Here is an 18,484-nt window from a genome sequence, read left to right as displayed (position 1 = left end):
CGTCTGAGACAGGTGTACCGTTCACGGCATGAAGAACGTCCTCATCTCCGGCGCGAGCATCGCCGGCACCTCGCTGGCCTACTGGCTGCGCCGCCACGGCTTCACCGTCACCGTCATCGAGCGCGCCCCCGCTATCCGTACGGGCGGCTACAAGGTCGACATCCGCGGCGCCGCCCTCGACGTGATCCGGCGCATGGGCCTGCTGGACGCGGTCACCGCCCGCGCCACCGGCATGCGCGTCGCCACCCACTACGACGGCAAGGGCAGGCCGGTGGCCACCATGGACGCCGACCTGTTCGGCGGCCGCGAGGGCGAAGACGCCGAGATCATGCGCGGCGACCTCAACGAGCTCCTGTACGACCTCACCCGCGACGACGCCGAATACCTCTTCGGCGACTCCGTCACCGCCGTCGCCGACGACGGCCTGGTCACCTTCGAGCACGCCGAGCCGCGCCGGTTCGACCTGGTCGTGGGCGCGGACGGCATGCGCTCCAACATCCGCAGGATCGCCTTCGGGGCGGACGACCAGTACGTCCGCGACCTGGGCTACTACGTCTCGATCTCCACCGTCCCCAACACGCTCGGCCTGGACCGCGAGGAGGCCGTGCACGCCGCCCCCGGCCGGACCGCCAACGTCTACAGCACCCGCCGGGACGGCGCCGCCAAGGCCCTGTTCATGTGGGCGTCGCAGCCGCTGTCCTACGACCACCGCGACGTCGGCCGCCAGAAGGACCTGCTGGCCGAGGCCATGACGGGCGTCGAGTGGGAGGTGCCCGCGCTGCTCGGCGCGGTGCGCGAGGCCGACGACTTCTCCTTCGACTCGGTCAGCCAGGTGCACATGGACCAGTGGTCGAAGGGCCGGGTCGTGCTGCTCGGGGACGCCGCGTACTGCGCCTCGCCGGCCTCGGGGCAGGGCACGAGCCTGGCGATCGTGGGGGCGTACGTGCTGGCCGGCGAACTGGCCCGGGGTGGCGGCGCGGCGGGCTACGAGCGGGAGATGCGCGAGTTCGTCCGGGTCAACCAGGAGCTCGGCCCGGCGAACGTGCGGGGCATGGTGATCGGCTCACGCCTGGCGCTGTGGTTCCAGCTCAGGATGCTCAAGCTGATGCCGCACCTGCCGGGCAAGGACAAGGTCATCGAGCGCGTCGCCGGGGCGATCCACCGGGCGGCCACGGCGATCCGGCTCAAGAGCTACATGGAATGAAGTGTTCCGTTCTGCTATAGTAAGAGCAGAACGTTCCGTTCCGAAAGAAGTGGGGTTCAACATGACCATCCTCGTCACCGGTGCCACCGGAACCGTCGGCCGCCTCGTCGTCGAGGAGCTCCTCCTGGCCGGGCAGCAGGTCCGCGCCCTGACCAGGAACCTCGCCAAGGCCGCCCTCCCCGAGGGCGTCGAGGTCGTCGGCGGGGACCTCGCCGAGCCCGCCTCCCTGGCCGCCGCCTTCGAGGGCGTCACCGCGGCGCATTTCATCAACTTCGCCGGCGACGACTACGCGCCGCTCCCCGACGGCGCCGGGCTCGCCGAGCTGGCCGTCAAGGCGGGTGTGCGCCGGGTCACCGTGCTCGGCGGGCGTGAGGACGGCGAGCTGGAGCAGGCGCTCGCCGCCACCGACCTGGAGTGGACGCTGCTCCACCCGGTCGAGTTCATGTCCAACACGCTCCAGTGGTGGGCGCACACCATCAAGACCGAGGGCGTCATCAAGGAGCCGTTCGGCGACCGGCTGAGCGCGCTGGTGCACGAGCGCGACATCGCCGCGGTGGCCGCCAAGGTCCTGACCGAGGGCGGGCACGGCGGCCGGACGTACGTGCTGACCGGCCCGCGCGCGATCACCCTCAAGGAGAAGGTCGCCGTCCTGGGCGAGGCCATCGGCAAGGACGTCGAGTTCGTCGAGCTCACCGTGGACGAGGCGCGGGCCAAGTGGCGCGCCGACGGCATGGGCGAGCAGACCATCGAGTTCCTCGTCGGCGCGCTCGGCAACACGCCGGAGGTCGGCTACACGGTCGTCCCGACCGTCCGGGAGGTCACCGGCCGGGACGCGCGTGACTTCGCCGAGTGGGCGCGCGAGCACGCCGACGCGTTCCGCGGGTGACCTACCCGGAGACCGCCGCGTAGTGGCAGGCGGCCTGGGCGTCCGGCACGGCGGGAAGGATCTTCAGCACCTCCGACCGGCAGGCCGCGTCCACGCCCGCCTCCGCCGCCCTGCCCGAGGCCAGCACGTGGCAACGGGGGTGGAACCGGCAGCCACCCGGCACCCTGGTCGGGTCCGGCGGCTCACCGGTCAGCACGATCCGCTCGGGCGACTCCGGCAGCACCGACATCAGCGCCTGCGTGTACGGATGCCGCGGCGCCGTCAGCACCTGTTCGACCGGCCCGGACTCGACGATCCGTCCGAGGTACATGACCGCGACCCGGTCGGCGATGTTCCAGGCCAGACCGAGGTCGTGGGTGACGACCAGGGCCGACAGGCCGAGATCGGCCCTGAGCTTGAGCATCAGCGCCAGGATCTCGCCGCGTACGGAGGCGTCGAGCGAGGCCACGGGCTCGTCGGCGATCAGCACCTTGGGATTCAGGGCGAGCGCGCCGGCGATCACGACCCGCTGCCGCTGCCCGCCGGACAGCTCGTGCGGATAGCGCAGGAAGAAGCGCTCGGGCGGCCGCAGCCCGGCCCTGGACAGGGCGGAGGCGACCAGCTCCTCCTCGTCGGGCAGGCCGTGGATGCGCGGCCCCTCGGCGACCGCCTCGTAGACGGTCTGGCGGGGGTTGAGCGAGCCCATCGGGTCCTGGAGGACGAGCTGGACCTGACGGCGGTAGGCCTTGAGCGCCTTGGAGCCGTAGTTCAGCGGGGAGCCGTCGAAGCGGACCTCGCCGGACGTGGGGCGTTCGAGGCCGAGCAGCGTGCGGGCCAGGGTGGTTTTGCCGCAGCCCGACTCGCCGACCAGGGCCACGATCTCGCCCTGGCCGATCGCCAGGTTGACGCCGTCGACGGCGCGGGCGCTGCGGCCCCTTGAGGAGAACGCGACGTGCAGGTCACGGGCCTCCAGCAGCGCGCCCTTGCCCGTCGAGACGGTCTCGGCGGCGGTCTGCGTCTCGGTCATGAAGCCTCGACCTCCTCCTTGGAGCGTACGTGCACGCAGGCGGCGGCGTGGCGGGGGCCGGCGGGCCACAGCTCGACGTCGAGAAGCGCGCATTCCTCCAGCGCGACCGGGCAGCGCGGGTGGAACGCGCAGCCGGTCGGGAGCTGCATCGGGTCCGGCGGGTCGCCGCCGAGCCCCTTGGGGGCCAGCCGCGAGACCGGGTCGCCCACGGTCGGGAACGCGGCGGCCAGGGCCCGGCTGTAGGGGTGCCGGGCCTCGTGGAACACCTCGCGGGAGGGGCCGTGCTCGACCACGCGGCCGGCGTACATGACCGCGAGCTGGTCGCAGACGTCGGCCAGGACCGACAGGTCGTGCGAGATCATGATCAGGGAGATGCCGTGCTCGGCGATCAGCTCCTTGATCAACGTGAGGACCTGCGCCTGGACCATCACGTCGAGCGCGGTGGTCGGCTCGTCGGCGATGATCAGGCGCGGCGAGCAGGCCAGCGCCATCGCGATCATCACGCGCTGCCGCTGGCCGCCGGACAGCTCGTGCGGGTAGCTGCGGGCCCGCCAGGCGGGCAGGCCGACCTGTTCGAGCAGCTCGCCGACGCGCTTGCGGGCGCCGTCCGGCTTGGCCAGGCCGTGGACGAGCAGCGGCTCGGCGATCTGCTCGCCGATCCTGCGCACGGGGTTGAGCCCGTGCTGCGCGCCCTGGAACACGATCGAGGCCTCGGCCCAGCGCACGGCCCGCATGCGTCCCCACTTCATGGTGAGGACGTCGTCGCCGTCGAGCAGGATCCGGCCGCCGACACGCGTGCTCTTGGGCAGGAGCCTGAGCAGCGCCATGGCCAGCGTCGACTTGCCGGACCCCGACTCGCCGGCGACTCCGAGCGCCGCTCCGGAGTCGAGGGTCAGCGACACACCGCGCACCGCGGGCACCTCGCCCGACGCGATGCGGTAGGTCACCGACAGGTCGTCCAGTTCGAGGAGACTCATGCCGCCCTCCTGAGCCTTGGGTTCAGCACGGCCTCCAGCGCCCGTCCCACCAGGGTGAACGCCATGACGACCACGAGGATGGCCAGACCGGGGAGGATGATGTACCACCACGCGCCCTCGTTGGCCGCGCCGTAGTCGTAGGAGCCGCGCAGCATGGTGCCCCACGACGTCTTGTTCGCGCTGGCGCCGAGGAAGGCCAGCGTGGACTCGGTGACGATCGCGCTGGCCACCTCCAGGGTGGTGCTGGCCAGCAGCAGCGGCGCCACGTTGGGCAGCACGTGCCGGGTGGTGATGTGCCAGTGGCCGCCGCCGAGCGCCTTGGAACGTTCGATGTAGGGCCTGGCCTCGACCGCGAAGGTCTGCGCCCTGATCAGCCGGGCCGTGGACGGCCAGGTGGTGACGCCGATCGCCATGATGATGGTGAACGTGCTGCCGCCGAGGATGGCCGCCAGCACCAGCGCGGTCACCAGCGAGGGCAGCACCAGGAACCAGTCGGTGACCCGCATCAGCGTGCCGCCGACCCAGCCGCCGAAGTGCCCGGCGGCGATGCCGATGACCATGCCGATCACGATGCTGAGCAGCGCGGCCAGGAAGCCGATGAGCAGCGAGGCACGCGACCCCCACCAGATCATCAGCAGGATCGACCGGCCCGACTCGTCGGTGCCGAAGGGGAAGTCCAGGCCGGGGGCCTGGAACTTCTCGCCCGGCGCGTCGATGACGCTGGTCACGCCCTCGTCGATGAACAGCGGGGCGATCAGCGCGAGCACGACGGCGGCCAGCAGGACGACCGTCCCGATCACGCCCGCGCGATGCCGGCGGAAGTCGGTCCAGAAGTTGCCCAGCGCCTGCCGCCTGCGCGTGGCAGCGACACTCGTCATGCCGACCTCACCCTCGGGTCGAGAACGTGGTAGAGCACGTCGGCCAGTGTGTTCATGAGGATGACGGCCACGGTGATGAGCATGAACGTGCCCTGCATGAGCGTGAAGTCCGGCACCCGGACCGCCCGGTAGAACAGCTGCCCGAGGCCCGGCCAGGTGTAGATCGTCTCCACGGTGACCGCGCCGCCGACCACGAAGCCGATGCGCATGAAGACCAGCGTCACCGTGGGCAGCAGGGCGTTGGGCACCGCGTGGCGGCGGCGTACCTCGTCGTCGCGCAGGCCCTTGGCGCGGGCCACGGTGATGTAGTCCTGGCTGACCTCCTCCAGCAGCGACGACCGCATGACCAGGAGGTACTGGGCGTAGATCACCGCCACGAGGGTCAGGCACGGCAGCACCATGTGCGAGGCCACGTCGAGCAGGTACGCGAACCCGTCGGGCGCGTCGACGCTCTCGATGCCCCGGAACGGGAAGATGCCGGGGATCGGGCCGATGCCGACGCCGAGCACCATCATCAACAGCAGGCCGAGCCAGAACGTCGGCACCGACCACAGCACCAGCGACAGACCGGTGGAGAAGCGGTCGAACCGACTCCCCCGCTGCCAGCCCGCCCTGGTGCCCTGCCAGAGGCCGAGGCTGACCGCGATGACCAGACCGGTCCCGGCCAGCAGCAGCGTCGGGCCGATGCGCTCGCCGATGAGGTCGAGCACCGGCCGCTTGTACTCGTACGACGTGCCCAGGTCGAGCCTGAGCGTCTTGCCGACGAAGTCGATGAACTGGTCGAGCACCGGCTTGTCGAGACCGAGCCTGTGACGTTCCATGTCGAGCTGCGCCGGGGTCATGTTGCGGCCCTGCGCCAGGTTCCGCACCGGGTCGCCGGGCAGCAGGCGGAAGACGAAGAACGTCCCGGCGATCACCGCGGCGATGCTGAACAGCGCCCCGCCCGCCTTCGACAACGCGTACTTCAGCGTGCCGCGGCGAGCGGGGCGGTCCTCAGCAGGGCCCGCCGCCTGGACGGCGGCGGGCTCTGCCGCTTCGAGCGGTGTTGTCATTCGCGCTCGTCCGCGACGCTCTTACGCCGCCTGGTCAGGAAGAAGGCCGCCAGACCGATGACGACCACGCCGCCGACCACGCCGACGATGAGACCGGTGTTGGAGCCGGAGTCGCCGCCCGCGCCGGAGCCGCCGGCCGCGGACGCCTTGACGTCGGCCGTGTAGAACGGCCAGTAGCCGCTGCCGCCGTACAGCAGGCCCTTGTCCTCGGGGATCGGGGTGATGCTGGTGACCCGGTCCTTGCGGTAACCCTCAAGGTCGTTGGGGTAGTAGATCGCGATCACCGGGGCGTCGGTGTAGAGCCGCTGCTCCATCTGCTTGATGATCTCGGCGCGCTTCGGCCGGTCGAGCTCCTTGAGCTGCTCCTGGTAGAGCTTCTCGAAGGTCGGGTCGCAGTAGAACGACTCGGTGCCGCCGCCCTCGCCGCCCGGCGCCGGCCGGCGGCTGCACAGGTGGGTGGCCAGGATCTCCTCGGGGTCGGGGTTGACCGACCAGCCGCTGATCGCGATGTCGAACAGCGCCGTGACGCCGGTCTCCTCGCCGAACTTGCTGGAGTCGAGCTTCCTGGTGGTCAGCGTGATGCCGACCTCCTTGAAGAAGCCGGTCAGGTACTCGGCGAGCTTGTCCTCGACCGGCGTGTCGGTGTGGATGCTGAAACGGAACTCCAGCTTGCGCTTGCCGTCGGGCATCGTGCGGACGCCGTCGGCGCCCTTCTTGTAGCCGGCGTCGTCGAGGATCTTGTTCGCCTTGGCCACGTCGTAGGTGACCTTCTCGTCGCCCGTGGCCTCCCAGAAGAAGTCCTTGAACATGGGCGGGATGATCGAGCCGTCGGCCGGCTTGGCCAGGCCGCCCTGCACCTCGTCGACCAGCTTCTGCTTGTCGATGGCGAAGTGGATCGCCTGACGCACCTTCGGGTCCTTCAGCGCCGGGTGGCCGTCGCCGATGGGCTTGTTGTCGGTGGTGGTGGCGCCGTGGTTGATCTGCAGGTACGCGGCCCGGCGGCCCTGGGTGTTCCACGCCTCGATGTTCGGGTCGTTCTCGATGGCCTGGAACTCCGGCGGCGTCATACGGCCGAGCAGGTCGATGTCGCCCTTCTTCAGCCCGGCGATGGCGGCCTGCGGGTTGTCGTAGAAGATGAACTGGAGCTCGTCGACCTTCGGCTTGCCCCGCCAGTAGTTGGGGTTGGCCTCCAGCTTGACGAACTGGTCCTTCTTCTGCTCGACCGCGATGTACGGGCCGCTGCCGACCGTCGGGTACGTCTCCGCGTCGTAGTTGGCCATGTCGGTGACCTTCTCCCACACATGCTTGGGCATGATCGGGATCGGGTTCTCCAGCATGGACGCCTGCGGGGCCTTGGTCTTGATGACCAGGTCCTGGCCGTTGGCGGTGACGCTCTCGAAGTTCTCCACGGCGGGGCCGTTGGCCGTCTTGGCCGCCTCGTCCGTCATGATCTTGTTGAACGTCCAGGCGGCGTCCTCGGCCGTGACCGGCTGGCCGTCGGACCACTTGGTGCTACGGATCTTGAACGTCCACGTGAGCCCGTCGTCGGACGTCGTCCACGACTCGGCCAGGTCGGGGCTGGGCTGGAGCGTCTTGGAGTCGGGGACCGTGAGGTAGCCGTACATCGTGCGGTGGATCGCGGTGGAGACCAGCCGGACCGCCAGGAACGGGTTCATCGAATCCATCGCCTGGGTGGCGCCGACGCGTAGGACCTTCTTCCCCGCCGCAGGTTCCTGGGCTTGGGCCGCCGTGGCGCCTTGGCCGGCCACCAACATCGCGACGCCTAGCACAGCCAGGCGTGCGAACCATTTCCTCATGATGCCTCACCTTCAGGCGGGGGATTCCTGTGTAGATGAAGGCACACCATAGAGAGACCGCGTGTCAACGCAGCACGGAGAATTGTTTCATTCTCGTTTCATTTTGCGGTGTAAATTTTCAGCAGCCCTGGCGCTACCGTGATCTGGTGCCTCGCCTGCCCGTTCTCCTCGCTGCCGTCGTGACCGTGGTGGCGGGGCTCGGCGTCCGGCTGCTGTGGGACGGGCCCGTGCCCAAGTACGCGGGCGACGCGCTCTACACCGTGCTGATCTACGCGCTCGTCGTCCTGGCCCTGCCGCGCGTGCGGCCCTGGGTCGCCGCGGTGGGGTCGGGCGGGCTGAGCTGGGCGATCGAGTTCGCCCAGCTCGGTGAGATCCCGGCAGTCCTGCGGCCACTGCTGGGCAGCACCTTCAACCCGCCCGACCTGCTCTGGTACGCCGTCGGCGCGGCCACCGCATGCGCCGCGCACACCCTGTGGAGCTCCCGGCGCCGATCCCCCTGAGGGGTCAGTGGCAGCCGCCCGAGCCGCAGCACGACCCGGCCTGCGGCAGCAGCTCCCGGCCCCCGCCCAGCTCGTAGCCGGCCTCGACCACGGCCGACTCGATGACGGCGGCGTCGATCGGGGCGCTGCTGGTCACGACCATCTCCTTGGCCGCGAGGTCGACCTCGACGGCCTGGACCCCGTCGACCTTGCCGACCTCGGCCCGCACCGAGCTGACGCAGTGGCCACAGGTCATGCCCTCGACCTGGTACGCGGTGATCACCATGTCCGAACTCCTCACTGTCCCGGCTTCCCGGCCACTATATACCCCTGGGGGGTAAGAACGCATACTTCCTGATCGCCCGGATAGAGGGAAGGGAAAACACGAAGGGGACCGTCATGTTGAACGGCAAGACCATCGCGTTCCTGGTCGCTCCGGAAGGGGTCGAGCAGGTGGAGCTCACCGAGCCGTGGAAGGCGGTCAAGCAGGCGGGCGGCACGCCCCGGCTGGTCTCCACGTCCTCGGGGAAGATCCAGGCGTTCAACCATCTGGACAAGGCCGACACCTTCACCGTGGACGCCACGGTGGACGACGCCGACCCCGGCGACTTCGACGCCCTGCTGCTCCCCGGCGGTGTCGCCAACCCCGACTTCCTGCGTACGGCGCCGCCGGCCGTGGAGTTCGCGCGGGCCTTCTTCGACGCCGGCAAACCGGTGGCCGCCATCTGCCACGCCCCCTGGACGCTGATCGAGGCGGACGTCGTCCGCGGGCGTACGCTCACGTCCTGGCCGAGCCTTCAGACCGACCTGCGCAACGCGGGCGCGACCTGGAAGGACCAGGAGGTCGTCGTCTGCACGGACGGCCCGAACACCCTGGTCACCAGCCGCGAACCGGACGACCTCAAGGCCTTCTGCCAGGCCGCGACGGACGCCTTCTCGGCCTGACCACGCGAGCCCGCGCGAGCCCGCGCCGATCCCGCCCGGGCCGCGCGAGCCCGCCTGAGACCGCCTCAGCCGCGCAGCAGGGCTTCGGCGACGCCGCGCACAGAGGCCCTGAGCCGGTCGGCCCCGCCCTCGGCCATCACGTGCCGGGCGAGGTCGGCGTCGAAGGAGGCCAGGAGGGTGTGGGCGGCGAACGCGGCGTCGAGCCCCGGCGCCGCCGCCGCGACCAGCGCCGTCACGTGGGCGTGCCAGCGCAGGTAGGTGGGATCGCGGTATTTGTCGGCCGCGCAGGCCCGTTCGTGCGCGGCGAACAGCGCCAGGTTGCGTTCGGCCAGCCCGGCCAGCTCGTCCAGGAACGCGAGCAGCCGATCCCGTGGCGGCGCCCCCGGGCCGAGCGGCGAGCCGGGCGACTCGATGGCCTCGGCCAGGGCGGCGGCCCGCTCGGCCAGCAGCTCCTGGAACAGGCCGGTCCTGCTGCCGAAGCGCCGGAACAGCGTGCCCTTGCCCACCCCCGCCGCCGCGGCCACCCGGTCGAGCGAGATGTGCTCGGCGCCGTGGGCGGCCAGGAGCTCTTCGGTGGCCCGCAGGATCGCCTCCCTGTTGCGGGTCGCGTCTGATCGCACCAACGCCCCTCCCTTGCAAGCGGACTGTTGGTCCCCATAGTATCCGGCAACGAAGCGGACCGCCGGTCCGCATGGTTGCAGGAGGACTTCCCATGCACGCATTGGTGGTCGGCCCCGGGGCCGCAGGACGGCTCGCCGACGTTCCCGAACCCGTTCCGGAAGCCGGGCAGGCGCTCGTCGAGGTGCACAGGACGTCGGTCAACTTCAGCGAGCTGCGGCACATGGGCCGACTGCCGGAGGGCACGGTGCTCGGCTACGACGCCGCCGGGGTGGTGCTGCGGCCCGCCGCGGACGGCACGGGCCCGGCCGAGGGCGCGCGGGTGGCGGCGTTCGGGGCGGGAGCGTGGGCGGAGCGGGCGGCGTTCGACACCGGCGCGCTCGCCGTGGTGCCCGACGGGGTGGATTTGTCGACGGCCGCGGCCCTGCCGATGCCCGGCCTGACCGCCCTCCGCTCACTACGCGCCGCCGGCGTCTCCCCCGGGCCACGCGGACTCCCCACCGACGTCCCGCCGGAACCGCACGGACTCTCCGTCAGCCCGCCGTCGGAGCCGCGCGGACTCATGACCGGGGCGTCGGGATCGCGGGTGCTCGTGACCGGGGCGTCGGGGGCGGTGGGGAGGCTGGCGGTGCAGCTCGCCGGGCTGGCCGGGGCGCACGTCGTCGCCTCGGTGAGCACGCCGGACCGCGCCCGCGCCCTGGCCCTCGGCGCGGACGTGGAGGTCGTGACCGGCCTGGACGGCGTGACCCCCGTGGACGTCGTCATCGAGGTGGTCGGCGGCCCGACCCTGGTGGCGGCGTGGGGCCTGCTCGCACCGGGCGGCAACCTCCAGAGCATCGGCTGGGCCTCCGGGCAGCCGGCCGTCTTCCCGCCCGGCTCGACCTTCTCCCTCGGCCCCGCGCGTTCGATGAACTCGTTCGGCGACGTCGACTCCCCCGGCCCCGACCTGGCCTTCCTGCTCGGCCTCGTGGCGGCGGGCGACCTGTCCGTCGAGATCGGCCGGCGCCTGCCGTGGGAACGCCTGGAGGAGGCCGCCGCGGCCCAGCTCGACCGCACGGTCACCGGCAAGGTCGTGCTGGACGTCGTCCCGGCGGGCCACGTTCTTTCCTGACCACATCGAAACTCATCTGTCACGCCTTGTCCCTCGGGGAGAAATGGTCTAGACCTAGACCAAACAGAGCGTCCTCCGCGCCCCCCAGGGAGACCTCATGTCACTCGAAGAGGATTCCAGGCGACTCGCCGAGCTCGGCTACAAGCAGGAGCTGGCCCGGACCTGGAGCGGCTTCTCCAACTTCGCGATCTCCTTCTCCATCATCTCGATCCTCGCCGGCTGCTTCACGACCTTCGGGCAGGCGTGGAACAACGGCGGCCCCATCGCCATCTCGTGGGGCTGGCCGCTGATCTCCGTGTTCATCCTCATCATCGGTTTCTGCATGTCGGAGCTGGTCTCGGCGTTCCCGACGGCGGGCGGCATCTACTGGTGGGCCGCCACCATGGGCAAGCCGATCCACGGCTGGTTCACCGGCTGGCTCAACCTGATCGGCCTCATCGCGGTCACCGCGTCGGTCGACTACGGCTGCGCCACGTTCCTCAACATCACGATCAGCCGCCTGACCGGCGGCGCGTGGGAGGGCACGCTCCCCCAGGCGTTCCTGCTGTTCGTGATCATCCTCATCCTGCACGCGCTCATCAACATCTTCAGCCACCGGCTCATCTCGCTGCTGCAGAACATCAGCGTGTGGTGGCACGTCGCGGGCGCGGTCGTCATCGTCGCGATCCTGGTCTTCGCGCCGTCCGAGCACCAGTCGCTCGGCTTCGTGTTCGGCGGCACGATCAACAACTCCGGATTCGGCGACGGCGACGGCGGCCTGCCCTTCTGGCTGTACGTGCTCCCGCTCGGCTTCCTGCTCACCCAGTACACGATCACCGGCTTCGACGCCTGTGCCCACGTGTCGGAGGAGACGCAGGGCGCCGCCAGGACGGCCGCCCGCGGCCTGTGGCAGTCGATCTTCTACTCGGCGATCGGCGGCTGGGTCCTGCTGCTGGCCTTCCTGTTCGCCGCGACGAACGTGGACGAGATCAACAAGCAGTCCGGCTTCGTCGGCGCCATCTTCGAGACCGCGCTCTCCTCCCCGCTGGCCACCGCGATCTTCGCGATCTCCACGATCGGCCAGTTCTTCTGCGGGATGAGCTGCGTGACCTCGATGTCGCGCATGACGTACGCGTTCTCGCGCGACGGCGCGGTGCCCGGCTGGCGGCTGTGGTCGAAGGTGGACCGCAACCGCACCCCGGTCAACGCGATCCTCGCCGGCTGCCTCATCGCCGCCCTGATCACCCTCCCCGCCCTGTACGCCCCGGCCGGCTCGACGACCCCGGTCGCCTTCTACGCCGTCGTGTCGATCGCGGTCATCGGCCTCTACCTGGCGTTCCTCATCCCGATCTGGCTGCGCCTGCGCATGGGCGACGCCTTCAGGCCCGGCCCGTGGACGCTGGGCCGCAAGTACCGGGTGCTGGGCTGGATCGCCTGCGTCGAGATCGTCATCGTGTCGATCTACTTCATCATGCCGTTCTCCCCGGCCGGCGTGCCGGGCAACAAGGACTTCGCCTGGACGTCGGTCAACTACGCGCCGATCGCGGTCGGGGTCGTGCTGATCGGCATCTGGTTGTGGTGGAGCCTGTCGGCCAGGCACTGGTTCACCGGCCCGCGCCGCACGATCGACGAGGTCCCGATCTCCTGAACTCCCCCTGTCGGCGGGCACGGCTGATCCAGCCGTGCCCGCCTTTTTTCGACGCTTGACACTCATCGGCTAAAGGGTTTAGCTTTACGGCTATAAGGGTTAGCCGAGAGGGGTTGGACATGACGGAGTTCCTGACGGTCGAGGGCGGGCAGCTCGCTTACGACGTGACCGGCGAAGGGCCGCTGATGGTGCTGGCGCACGGCATGGGCGTCGGGCGGCAGTCGTTCAGGTTCCTGGTGCCCGAGCTGGTGGCGGCGGGCTTCCGGGTGGCGACCACCGATCTGCGTGGCCACGGCGAGTCCAGCCTCGACTGGCCCTCCTACACCCGCGCCGACGTCGCGGACGACCTCCTCGCGCTGGTCCGCCACCTGGGCGGCCCGGCGGTCCTGGTGGGCCACTCGTTCGCGGGCGGGGCCGTCACGATCGCCGCCGCGCAGGCGCCCGAGCTGGTCAGCGCCGTGGTGGAGATCGGCCCGTTCACCCGGGCGCAGAAGATCGACGGCGGCGGCCTGCTGCGCAACGCCCACCATCGCAAGGGCGCCCTGCTGCTGCTCGGCGCGGCGTTCCTGCGCAACATCGGGATGTGGAAGAAGTACCTCGACCACGCCATGCCCGGCGCCAAGCCCGCCGACCACGCGGAGCACATCGCGGCGCTCGAAGCCGACCTGCGCCGGCCCGGCCGGATGGCCGTGGTCTCCAAGATGGGCCAGTCCGCCCCCACCGACGCCGGCGACAGGCTTCCCGACCTGACGCGTGACGTGCTGGTCGTGATGGGCACGCTCGACCCCGACTGGGCCGACCCGCGCGCCGAGGCGGAGGGCGTCGTGGCCGCCATGCCCGCCGGGCGCGGCCGGGTCGCCATGATCGAGGGCGCGGGCCACTACCCGCACACCCAGTTCCCGGCTCAGGTGGCCGCCGAGGTGCTGTCGTTCGTCAAGGGGCGCGTCCATGCCTAGGGCGGCGCTGTCCCCGGACGCGGTGGTCGACCTGGCGGTGTGCATCGTGGACGAGAGCGGCCCCGAGTCCCTGACGCTCTCGGCGCTGGCGGCTCGCGCCGGGGTCGCGACGCCGTCGCTGTACAAGCACGTGCGCAACCTGGCCGAGCTGCGCGAGCTGCTGTCGGTGCGGATCGCCGACGAGATCGCCGGCGAGCTGGGCCAGGCGGTGCTGGGCCGTTCCCGCGACGAGGCCGTCGGCGCGCTCATGGACGCCTGGCGCGCCTACGTCACCCGCCACCCGCACCGCTACGCGATGGTCATCCAGCAGCCGCACCCGGCCATGCGGGCGTCGGGCGAGCGCCTGGTGGACATCATGCTCGCGGCGCTGCGCGGCTACGGGCTGGCCGGCTCCGACGCGATCCACGCGGCCCGCTGCCTGCGCGCGGCGGCGCACGGGTTCGCGGTGCTGGAGGCGTCGGGCGCGTTCGGCCTGCCGGAACTGCTCGACGAGAGCTACGGCCTGCTCAAGCACATGATCGTGGCCGGGGTGACCACCCCCCGCTGACGGGTCAGGACGCCTCGAAGGCGGCCGCCACGGCGGCCCGCACGTCGTGCATGGTGATGTCGCCCAGCTCGCGCTTGAGCGAGGTCATGTCCACGTCGGGCATGCCGCAGGCCACCGCCCAGTTCCAGGGCGTGAGGTCGCCGTCGACGTTGAGCGCGAACCCGTGGCTGGTGACGCCCCTGCTCTGGCGCATGCCGATCGAGATGATCTTGCGGCCGGTCGCGGACGTCCAGACGCCGGTCAGCAGCTCCGAGCCCGGCGGGGTGTCGCGCCGCTCGGCGGCCAGGCCGAGCTTGCCCAGCGCCTCCACCAGGCGCAGCTCCACCTCGCGCACGTAGTCGACGATGCCCTGGTCGTCGCCGAGCTTGACGATGAGATAGCCGACGAGCTGGCCGGGGCCGTGGTAGGTGAGCTGCCCGCCGCGCCCGGTCTCCAGCACGGGGATGCCGCGCGAGGGGTCGGGCAGGTGTTCGGCGGGCGTGCGCCGGCCGACGGTGTAGACCGGCGGGTGGCTGAGCAGCCAGAGCGTGTCCGGCCGTTCGTCCTGCTGGCGCTGCCCGACGAGGTCGGTCATGCGCTCCATCGCCGTGTCGTAGTCGACGAGATCGTCCTGGACGAGTGTCAGCGGCCTTGCCCTCATCCTTCGAGGATAAGACGCATCCCGGACACCAGCGCACGCAGCCCGAACTCGAAGTCGCCGTCGGGGTCCTCCTCCGGCCGCACGTCGAGCGGCACGGCGGCGCCGCGCTCGTCGATCGCCGAGCCGAGCGCGAACCTGCCGACCGAGATCAGGGCCCTGATCGCCTGCTCCCCGGTGAAACCCGCCTCGGTCAGCGGCCTGATGAGCTCCGGGACCTCCGCCAGCCGGCGCGGAGTGGGCCGGGAGCCCGCGTGCACGAGCGCGCCGTCCCGGTACGACAGCAGCGTGCGGCGGATCACCCGCCCGCGGGACATGAGCCAGTTGTCCCATTCCTGGCCCGGCTCCGGCACGTCGAGACGCTCCAGGGTGTCGGCGAGCATCTCCTCGGCCATCTCGTCGAGCAGCTCCTGCTTGTTCTTGAAGTGCCAGTAGAGGGCCGGCTGCTTCACGCCCAGCTCGTCGGCCAGCCTACGGGTGGTCAGCCCGTCGATGCCCACCTCGTTGAGCAGCCGCAGGGCCGCGCGTACCGCCGTCCGCCGTTCCACGCTTGACAACTTATCAAAGATAAGGCTTTATCAGTGATAAGCATTTATCGTTGATAAGGAGACGCGGATGGACGTCGTCATCGCCGGGGCCGGCCCGGCCGGGCTGATGCTGGCCTGCGAGCTGCGCCTGCACGGTGTGCGCACGCTCGTGCTCGAACGGCTCGCCGCGCCCGCGGGGCTGTCCAGGGCGCTCAACCTGCACCCCCGCTCGGTCGACACCTTCGCCATGCGCGGGCTGCTCGACCGGCTCGAAGACGCGCCCCAGCTGGCGTTACAACACTTCGCCGGCATGCGGGTGCTCGACCTCACGGCCACACGGACCCCGCACCCGTACGGGCTGCTGGTCCCACAGTCGCGGGTGGAGGAGATCCTGGAGGCGCGGGCGCTGGAGCTGGGCGCGGAGATCGTCCGGGGCCGCGCGGTGACCGGGCTGGCCCAGGACGGGTCGAGCGTGACGGTCGAGACCGGCGACGGCACGACGTACCGGGCGAGCTGGCTCGTCGGCTGCGACGGCGGCCGGAGCGCGGTGCGCAAGCTGGCCGGGATCGCCTTCCCCGGCACCCCCGCCACCGTGGCCGCCTACGTCGGGGACGTCACGGTCGTCGGCGGCACGCCGACCGGCTGGCTCCGCACCGGCCACGGCCTCTTCCAGTGGCCGTTCGTCCGGCCGGACGGCTCGACCAGGATGCTGACCGTCGACTACGGCCGGGTGCACGAGGACAGGGACGCGCCCGTGACGATCGAGGAGTTCGCGGCGGGCGTACGCCGGCACCTCGGGGACGCCGCACCCGAGATCACCGGCGCGACCTGGTTGTCCCGCTTCTCCGACGCGGCCAGGCAGGCCGAGCGATACCGGGCCGGCCGGGTGTTCCTGGCCGGGGACGCGGCCCACGTGCACATGCCGTTCGGCGGCCAGGGGATGAACACCGGCCTCCAGGACGCCGTCAACCTGGGCTGGAAACTGGCCCTGGCGGTGCGCGGGACGGCCCCCGCCGGGCTGCTCGACAGCTATCACGCCGAACGCCACCCGGTCGCCGCCGACGTGCTGGCGAACACGCTCCAGCAGGTCGAGCTGGCCGCGCCGGACGCCGGGACGACCCGGCTGCGCGACCTGTTCGCCCAGCTCATGACCGTGCCGGAGGCCAACAGGAAGCTGGCCGAGGACGTGAGCGCGGTGTCGGTCCGGTACGCGCCGGGCCCGAACCCGCTCGTCGGCGCCTTCATGCCCGAGGGGCTGCGGCTGGACGACGGGCGCGGGCTGCTCGTCACCTCCGACCCGGCCCTGCTCGCCGCCGGGGCGCGCTGGGCCGATCGGGTGGACGTCGTACGCGGTGACCGCGGGCTGCTGGTGCGCCCCGACGGTTACGTGGCCTGGGCCGAACCCTGCGCGGAGCCCGCCGAGGCGGCGCTCACGCGGTGGTTCGGCGGCCCGGCCGACGCGTCAGTGGGCGGAGTAGCCCCTCGGCTCCTCCGGGATGAGGATCCACATGGCGACGTAGACCACCCACAGCGGCCCGGGGATGAGCGACAGCAGCAGCCAGAGGATCCGGACGAGGGTGGGGGGCAGACCCATCTTGTCGGCGAGCCCGCCGCAGACGCCGGCCAGAATCCTGTGCTCCCTTGAGCGGTACATGCTGTTCCTCCGTGTCGTGATGACCTACCGGTGAAACGGACAGCAGTGCCGCCGATATCCCGCTAGGGACCCTGAGAAAACCCTGTAAGGGTCAGCCACTCATGTGCCATTCCCAGATGTTCCCTGGTCAGTCCATGTCTGGGGTCGACGTGGACCAGGAGGAAATTCTCCAGACCCTGATGCACCCTGAGGTACTCCTCGTCCTGGGCCCACACCTGGTCGTCGAACCACACGAACGGCCGCCGCCCGGCGTACGCCGCGACGTACGGCGTCTTGAACATCTCGCCGTGCTCGGTCCGGGGCTGGTCGGGGTTCATGGTGATGACCGGGAGCGCGGGCAGGCCGATCCTGGGGGCGATCCACTCGTTGGCGTGGTGCTCCCAGGTGGTGGCCCAGACCAGCTCGGCGCCCGTGGTCAGGGCCAGGTCGAGGAGCCTGCGGCCGTGGCGGGGGTTGAGGTGCACGGTGTAGACGTCGGTGCCGATCGTGCAGCGGTAGCGCCGGAAGTCGGGCGTGGGGCGGCCCATCGGGTTGAGCACGCCGTCGACGTCGAGCAGCAGCAGGGGCTTCATCTCGCCGCTCCGGTGCGATGCTCCTGGGGGCTGATGCCGCGTACGCGCTTGAAGGCCGCGCTGAGCGCGAACGGGCTGCCGTAACCGACCTTCCTGGCCACCGAGCCGATCGTGGCGTCGGGCTCGCGCAGCAGGTCGGCGGCCAGCGCCAGACGCCAGTCGGTGAGGAAGGACATCGGCGGCTCCCCCACCAGGTCGGTGAACCGCCTGGCCAGCGCCGCCCTGGAGACCCCCACCTCGGCGGCGAGCGCGGCGACCGTCCAGGGGTGGGCGGGGTTGTTGTGCAACATCCGCATGGCCCTGCCCACGATCGGGTCGCCCATCGCGCGGTACCAGGCGGGCGCCTCGTGCGTGGCGAACCACGACCGCAGCACCGCGATCAGCAGCAGGTCGAGCAGCCGGTCGAGCACCGCCGACTGGCCCGGGTCGTCCTTGACGATCTCGGCGCCGAGCAGCGCGATGATCGGCCCGCCGGGCTGCACGAGCAGCTGGGGCAGCGCGTCGAGCAGCCGCCTGCTGACCTCGCCCTCCATCGTGTACGTGCCGGTGATCAGCACGGTGCCGCCCTCGGCGTCGTTGCCCCAGGTGCGCACGCCGAGGTCCATCGACTGGTACAGCGACTCCCCGTCGACGGTGGCGCAGCGCTGGCCGGGGTGGATGACGATCTGCGGCGCGGTGCCGGGGTCGTCGGCCACCACGTACGGCTCGGGCCCTCGCAGGAGGGCCACCTGCCCGGGGTCGAGGCGGGTAGGCCCCCCCTTGTCCGGCAGCACCCACGCCTCGCCCGACACCAGCGCCACGAGCGTGAGCGGGGCCTCGTCCTGGATGCGCATCGACCACGGCGGGTCGAGGACCGACCGGAGCAGGAAGGCGCTCCGCGCTCTCGGTCCGTCGAGCAATGCCGCGAGCTGATCCATGGGCTAGACGATCGCATATGGCAACGCGCTTCTCAACCATGGAGAGTCTTATGGGTATGACGGCTTACTAGATG

The 18,484-nt window shown here is 70.9% G+C and carries 20 protein-coding genes and 1 pseudogene; 9 read left to right on the top strand and 12 right to left on the bottom strand.

All coding sequences use genetic code 11. From position 1 onward, the window contains the following. Positions 1–28 precede the first annotated feature (28 nt). Together ACIA8R_RS34765 and ACIA8R_RS34760 are read left to right on the top strand one after the other, a co-directional pair. A complete protein-coding gene (locus tag ACIA8R_RS34765; protein WP_397042125.1) occupies positions 29–1,204 on the top strand; it encodes an FAD-dependent monooxygenase in 1,176 nt (391 codons plus the stop codon). Between the two features lie 61 nt (positions 1,205–1,265). Beyond that, entirely contained in the window at positions 1,266–2,090 is an 825-nt protein-coding gene (locus ACIA8R_RS34760; RefSeq protein ID WP_397042124.1) for an NmrA family NAD(P)-binding protein, read from the top strand. Position 2,091: 1 nt separating this feature from the next. On the opposite strand, the gene ACIA8R_RS34755 is transcribed toward ACIA8R_RS34760, so the two are convergent. Genes ACIA8R_RS34755 through ACIA8R_RS34735 form a run of 5 tightly spaced genes read right to left on the bottom strand, consistent with a single transcriptional unit; the run spans position 2,092 to position 7,820 of the window. Then, positions 2,092–3,096 carry an ABC transporter ATP-binding protein gene (locus ACIA8R_RS34755; protein ID WP_364102336.1) on the bottom strand — a complete coding sequence of 335 codons (1,005 nt, stop codon included), beginning with the start codon at positions 3,094–3,096 and terminating at the stop codon, positions 2,092–2,094. Further along, complete coding sequence (locus ACIA8R_RS34750; RefSeq protein ID WP_397042123.1) at positions 3,093–4,073, bottom strand: ABC transporter ATP-binding protein; 981 nt, start codon at positions 4,071–4,073, stop codon at positions 3,093–3,095. Before ACIA8R_RS34750 ends, ACIA8R_RS34755 begins: the two co-directional genes overlap by 4 nt. Then, positions 4,070–4,951, bottom strand: a complete 882-nt coding sequence (locus ACIA8R_RS34745; protein ID WP_364102330.1) for an ABC transporter permease — start codon at positions 4,949–4,951, stop codon at positions 4,070–4,072. Before ACIA8R_RS34745 ends, ACIA8R_RS34750 begins: the two co-directional genes overlap by 4 nt. Continuing rightward, positions 4,948–6,003, bottom strand: a complete 1,056-nt coding sequence (locus ACIA8R_RS34740) for an ABC transporter permease (RefSeq protein ID WP_364102327.1) — start codon at positions 6,001–6,003, stop codon at positions 4,948–4,950. Before ACIA8R_RS34740 ends, ACIA8R_RS34745 begins: the two co-directional genes overlap by 4 nt. Beyond that, positions 6,000–7,820, bottom strand: a complete 1,821-nt coding sequence (locus ACIA8R_RS34735) for an ABC transporter substrate-binding protein (RefSeq protein WP_364102324.1) — start codon at positions 7,818–7,820, stop codon at positions 6,000–6,002. Before ACIA8R_RS34735 ends, ACIA8R_RS34740 begins: the two co-directional genes overlap by 4 nt. A gap of 146 nt (positions 7,821–7,966) precedes the next feature. On the opposite strand from ACIA8R_RS34735, the gene ACIA8R_RS34730 reads away from it, so the two are divergent. Continuing rightward, positions 7,967–8,320, top strand: coding sequence for a DUF2809 domain-containing protein (locus tag ACIA8R_RS34730; protein WP_357706372.1), 354 nt, complete (start codon positions 7,967–7,969; stop codon positions 8,318–8,320). A gap of 4 nt (positions 8,321–8,324) precedes the next feature. Here the strand turns inward: ACIA8R_RS34730 and ACIA8R_RS34725 are convergent, their stop codons facing one another. Next, a complete protein-coding gene (locus tag ACIA8R_RS34725; RefSeq protein ID WP_357706371.1) occupies positions 8,325–8,585 on the bottom strand; it encodes a heavy-metal-associated domain-containing protein in 261 nt (86 codons plus the stop codon). A 113-nt stretch (positions 8,586–8,698) separates the two neighbouring features. Here ACIA8R_RS34725 and ACIA8R_RS34720 point away from each other — a divergent pair, with 113 nt between their 5' ends. After that, positions 8,699–9,244 (top strand): type 1 glutamine amidotransferase domain-containing protein, encoded by a 546-nt coding sequence (locus ACIA8R_RS34720; protein WP_397042122.1) that lies wholly within the window; start codon positions 8,699–8,701, stop codon positions 9,242–9,244. 65 nt (positions 9,245–9,309) lie between these two features. Here the strand turns inward: ACIA8R_RS34720 and ACIA8R_RS34715 are convergent, their stop codons facing one another. Further along, the gene (locus ACIA8R_RS34715; protein ID WP_364102319.1) at positions 9,310–9,864 is read right to left on the bottom strand and encodes a helix-turn-helix domain-containing protein; all 555 of its coding nucleotides are present in this window, start codon (positions 9,862–9,864) and stop codon (positions 9,310–9,312) included. 92 nt (positions 9,865–9,956) lie between these two features. Here ACIA8R_RS34715 and ACIA8R_RS34710 point away from each other — a divergent pair, with 92 nt between their 5' ends. From ACIA8R_RS34710 to ACIA8R_RS34695, 4 genes are all read left to right on the top strand, one after another. Further along, positions 9,957–10,973 carry a zinc-binding dehydrogenase gene (locus tag ACIA8R_RS34710; protein WP_364102316.1) on the top strand — a complete coding sequence of 339 codons (1,017 nt, stop codon included), beginning with the start codon at positions 9,957–9,959 and terminating at the stop codon, positions 10,971–10,973. Positions 10,974–11,070: 97 nt separating this feature from the next. Then, positions 11,071–12,600: an amino acid permease gene (locus tag ACIA8R_RS34705; RefSeq protein ID WP_364102313.1), complete on the top strand. Its 1,530-nt coding sequence runs from the start codon at positions 11,071–11,073 to the stop codon at positions 12,598–12,600. Between the two features lie 119 nt (positions 12,601–12,719). After that, positions 12,720–13,556 carry an alpha/beta fold hydrolase gene (locus ACIA8R_RS34700; protein WP_397042121.1) on the top strand — a complete coding sequence of 279 codons (837 nt, stop codon included), beginning with the start codon at positions 12,720–12,722 and terminating at the stop codon, positions 13,554–13,556. Further along, positions 13,549–14,103 (top strand): TetR/AcrR family transcriptional regulator, encoded by a 555-nt coding sequence (locus tag ACIA8R_RS34695; RefSeq protein WP_397042120.1) that lies wholly within the window; start codon positions 13,549–13,551, stop codon positions 14,101–14,103. The genes ACIA8R_RS34700 and ACIA8R_RS34695 overlap by 8 nt, the downstream gene beginning before the upstream one ends. A gap of 4 nt (positions 14,104–14,107) precedes the next feature. Here ACIA8R_RS34695 and lipB read toward each other — a convergent pair whose 3' ends face one another. Both lipB and ACIA8R_RS34685 read right to left on the bottom strand, forming a co-directional pair. Next, a complete protein-coding gene (gene lipB / locus ACIA8R_RS34690; protein ID WP_357706363.1) occupies positions 14,108–14,743 on the bottom strand; it encodes a lipoyl(octanoyl) transferase LipB in 636 nt (211 codons plus the stop codon). After that, a complete protein-coding gene (locus ACIA8R_RS34685; protein ID WP_397042119.1) occupies positions 14,740–15,288 on the bottom strand; it encodes a TetR/AcrR family transcriptional regulator C-terminal domain-containing protein in 549 nt (182 codons plus the stop codon). Before ACIA8R_RS34685 ends, lipB begins: the two co-directional genes overlap by 4 nt. Before the next feature lie 67 nt (positions 15,289–15,355). On the opposite strand from ACIA8R_RS34685, the pseudogene ACIA8R_RS34680 reads away from it, so the two are divergent. After that, positions 15,356–16,708: pseudogene (locus tag ACIA8R_RS34680) on the top strand (FAD-dependent monooxygenase); the annotation flags it as partial. A gap of 21 nt (positions 16,709–16,729) precedes the next feature. Here the strand turns inward: ACIA8R_RS34680 and ACIA8R_RS34675 are convergent. The 3 genes from ACIA8R_RS34675 to ACIA8R_RS34665 form a co-directional block, all read right to left on the bottom strand. Next, entirely contained in the window at positions 16,730–16,861 is a 132-nt protein-coding gene (locus ACIA8R_RS34675) for a PspC domain-containing protein (RefSeq protein ID WP_229824750.1), read from the bottom strand. A gap of 122 nt (positions 16,862–16,983) precedes the next feature. Further along, complete coding sequence (locus ACIA8R_RS34670; RefSeq protein WP_364102302.1) at positions 16,984–17,493, bottom strand: HAD domain-containing protein; 510 nt, start codon at positions 17,491–17,493, stop codon at positions 16,984–16,986. Further along, on the bottom strand, positions 17,490–18,410 hold the full coding sequence (locus ACIA8R_RS34665; protein ID WP_397042118.1) for an AraC family transcriptional regulator: 921 nt from the start codon (positions 18,408–18,410) through the stop codon (positions 17,490–17,492). Before ACIA8R_RS34665 ends, ACIA8R_RS34670 begins: the two co-directional genes overlap by 4 nt. Positions 18,411–18,484 lie beyond the last annotated feature (74 nt).

Source organism: Nonomuraea sp. NPDC051191 (genome assembly GCF_044455665.1).
GTDB lineage: Bacteria > Actinomycetota > Actinomycetes > Streptosporangiales > Streptosporangiaceae > Nonomuraea.
Note: the sequence above shows the minus strand (reverse complement) of the source record. Positions and strands in the feature narration are given on the sequence as shown.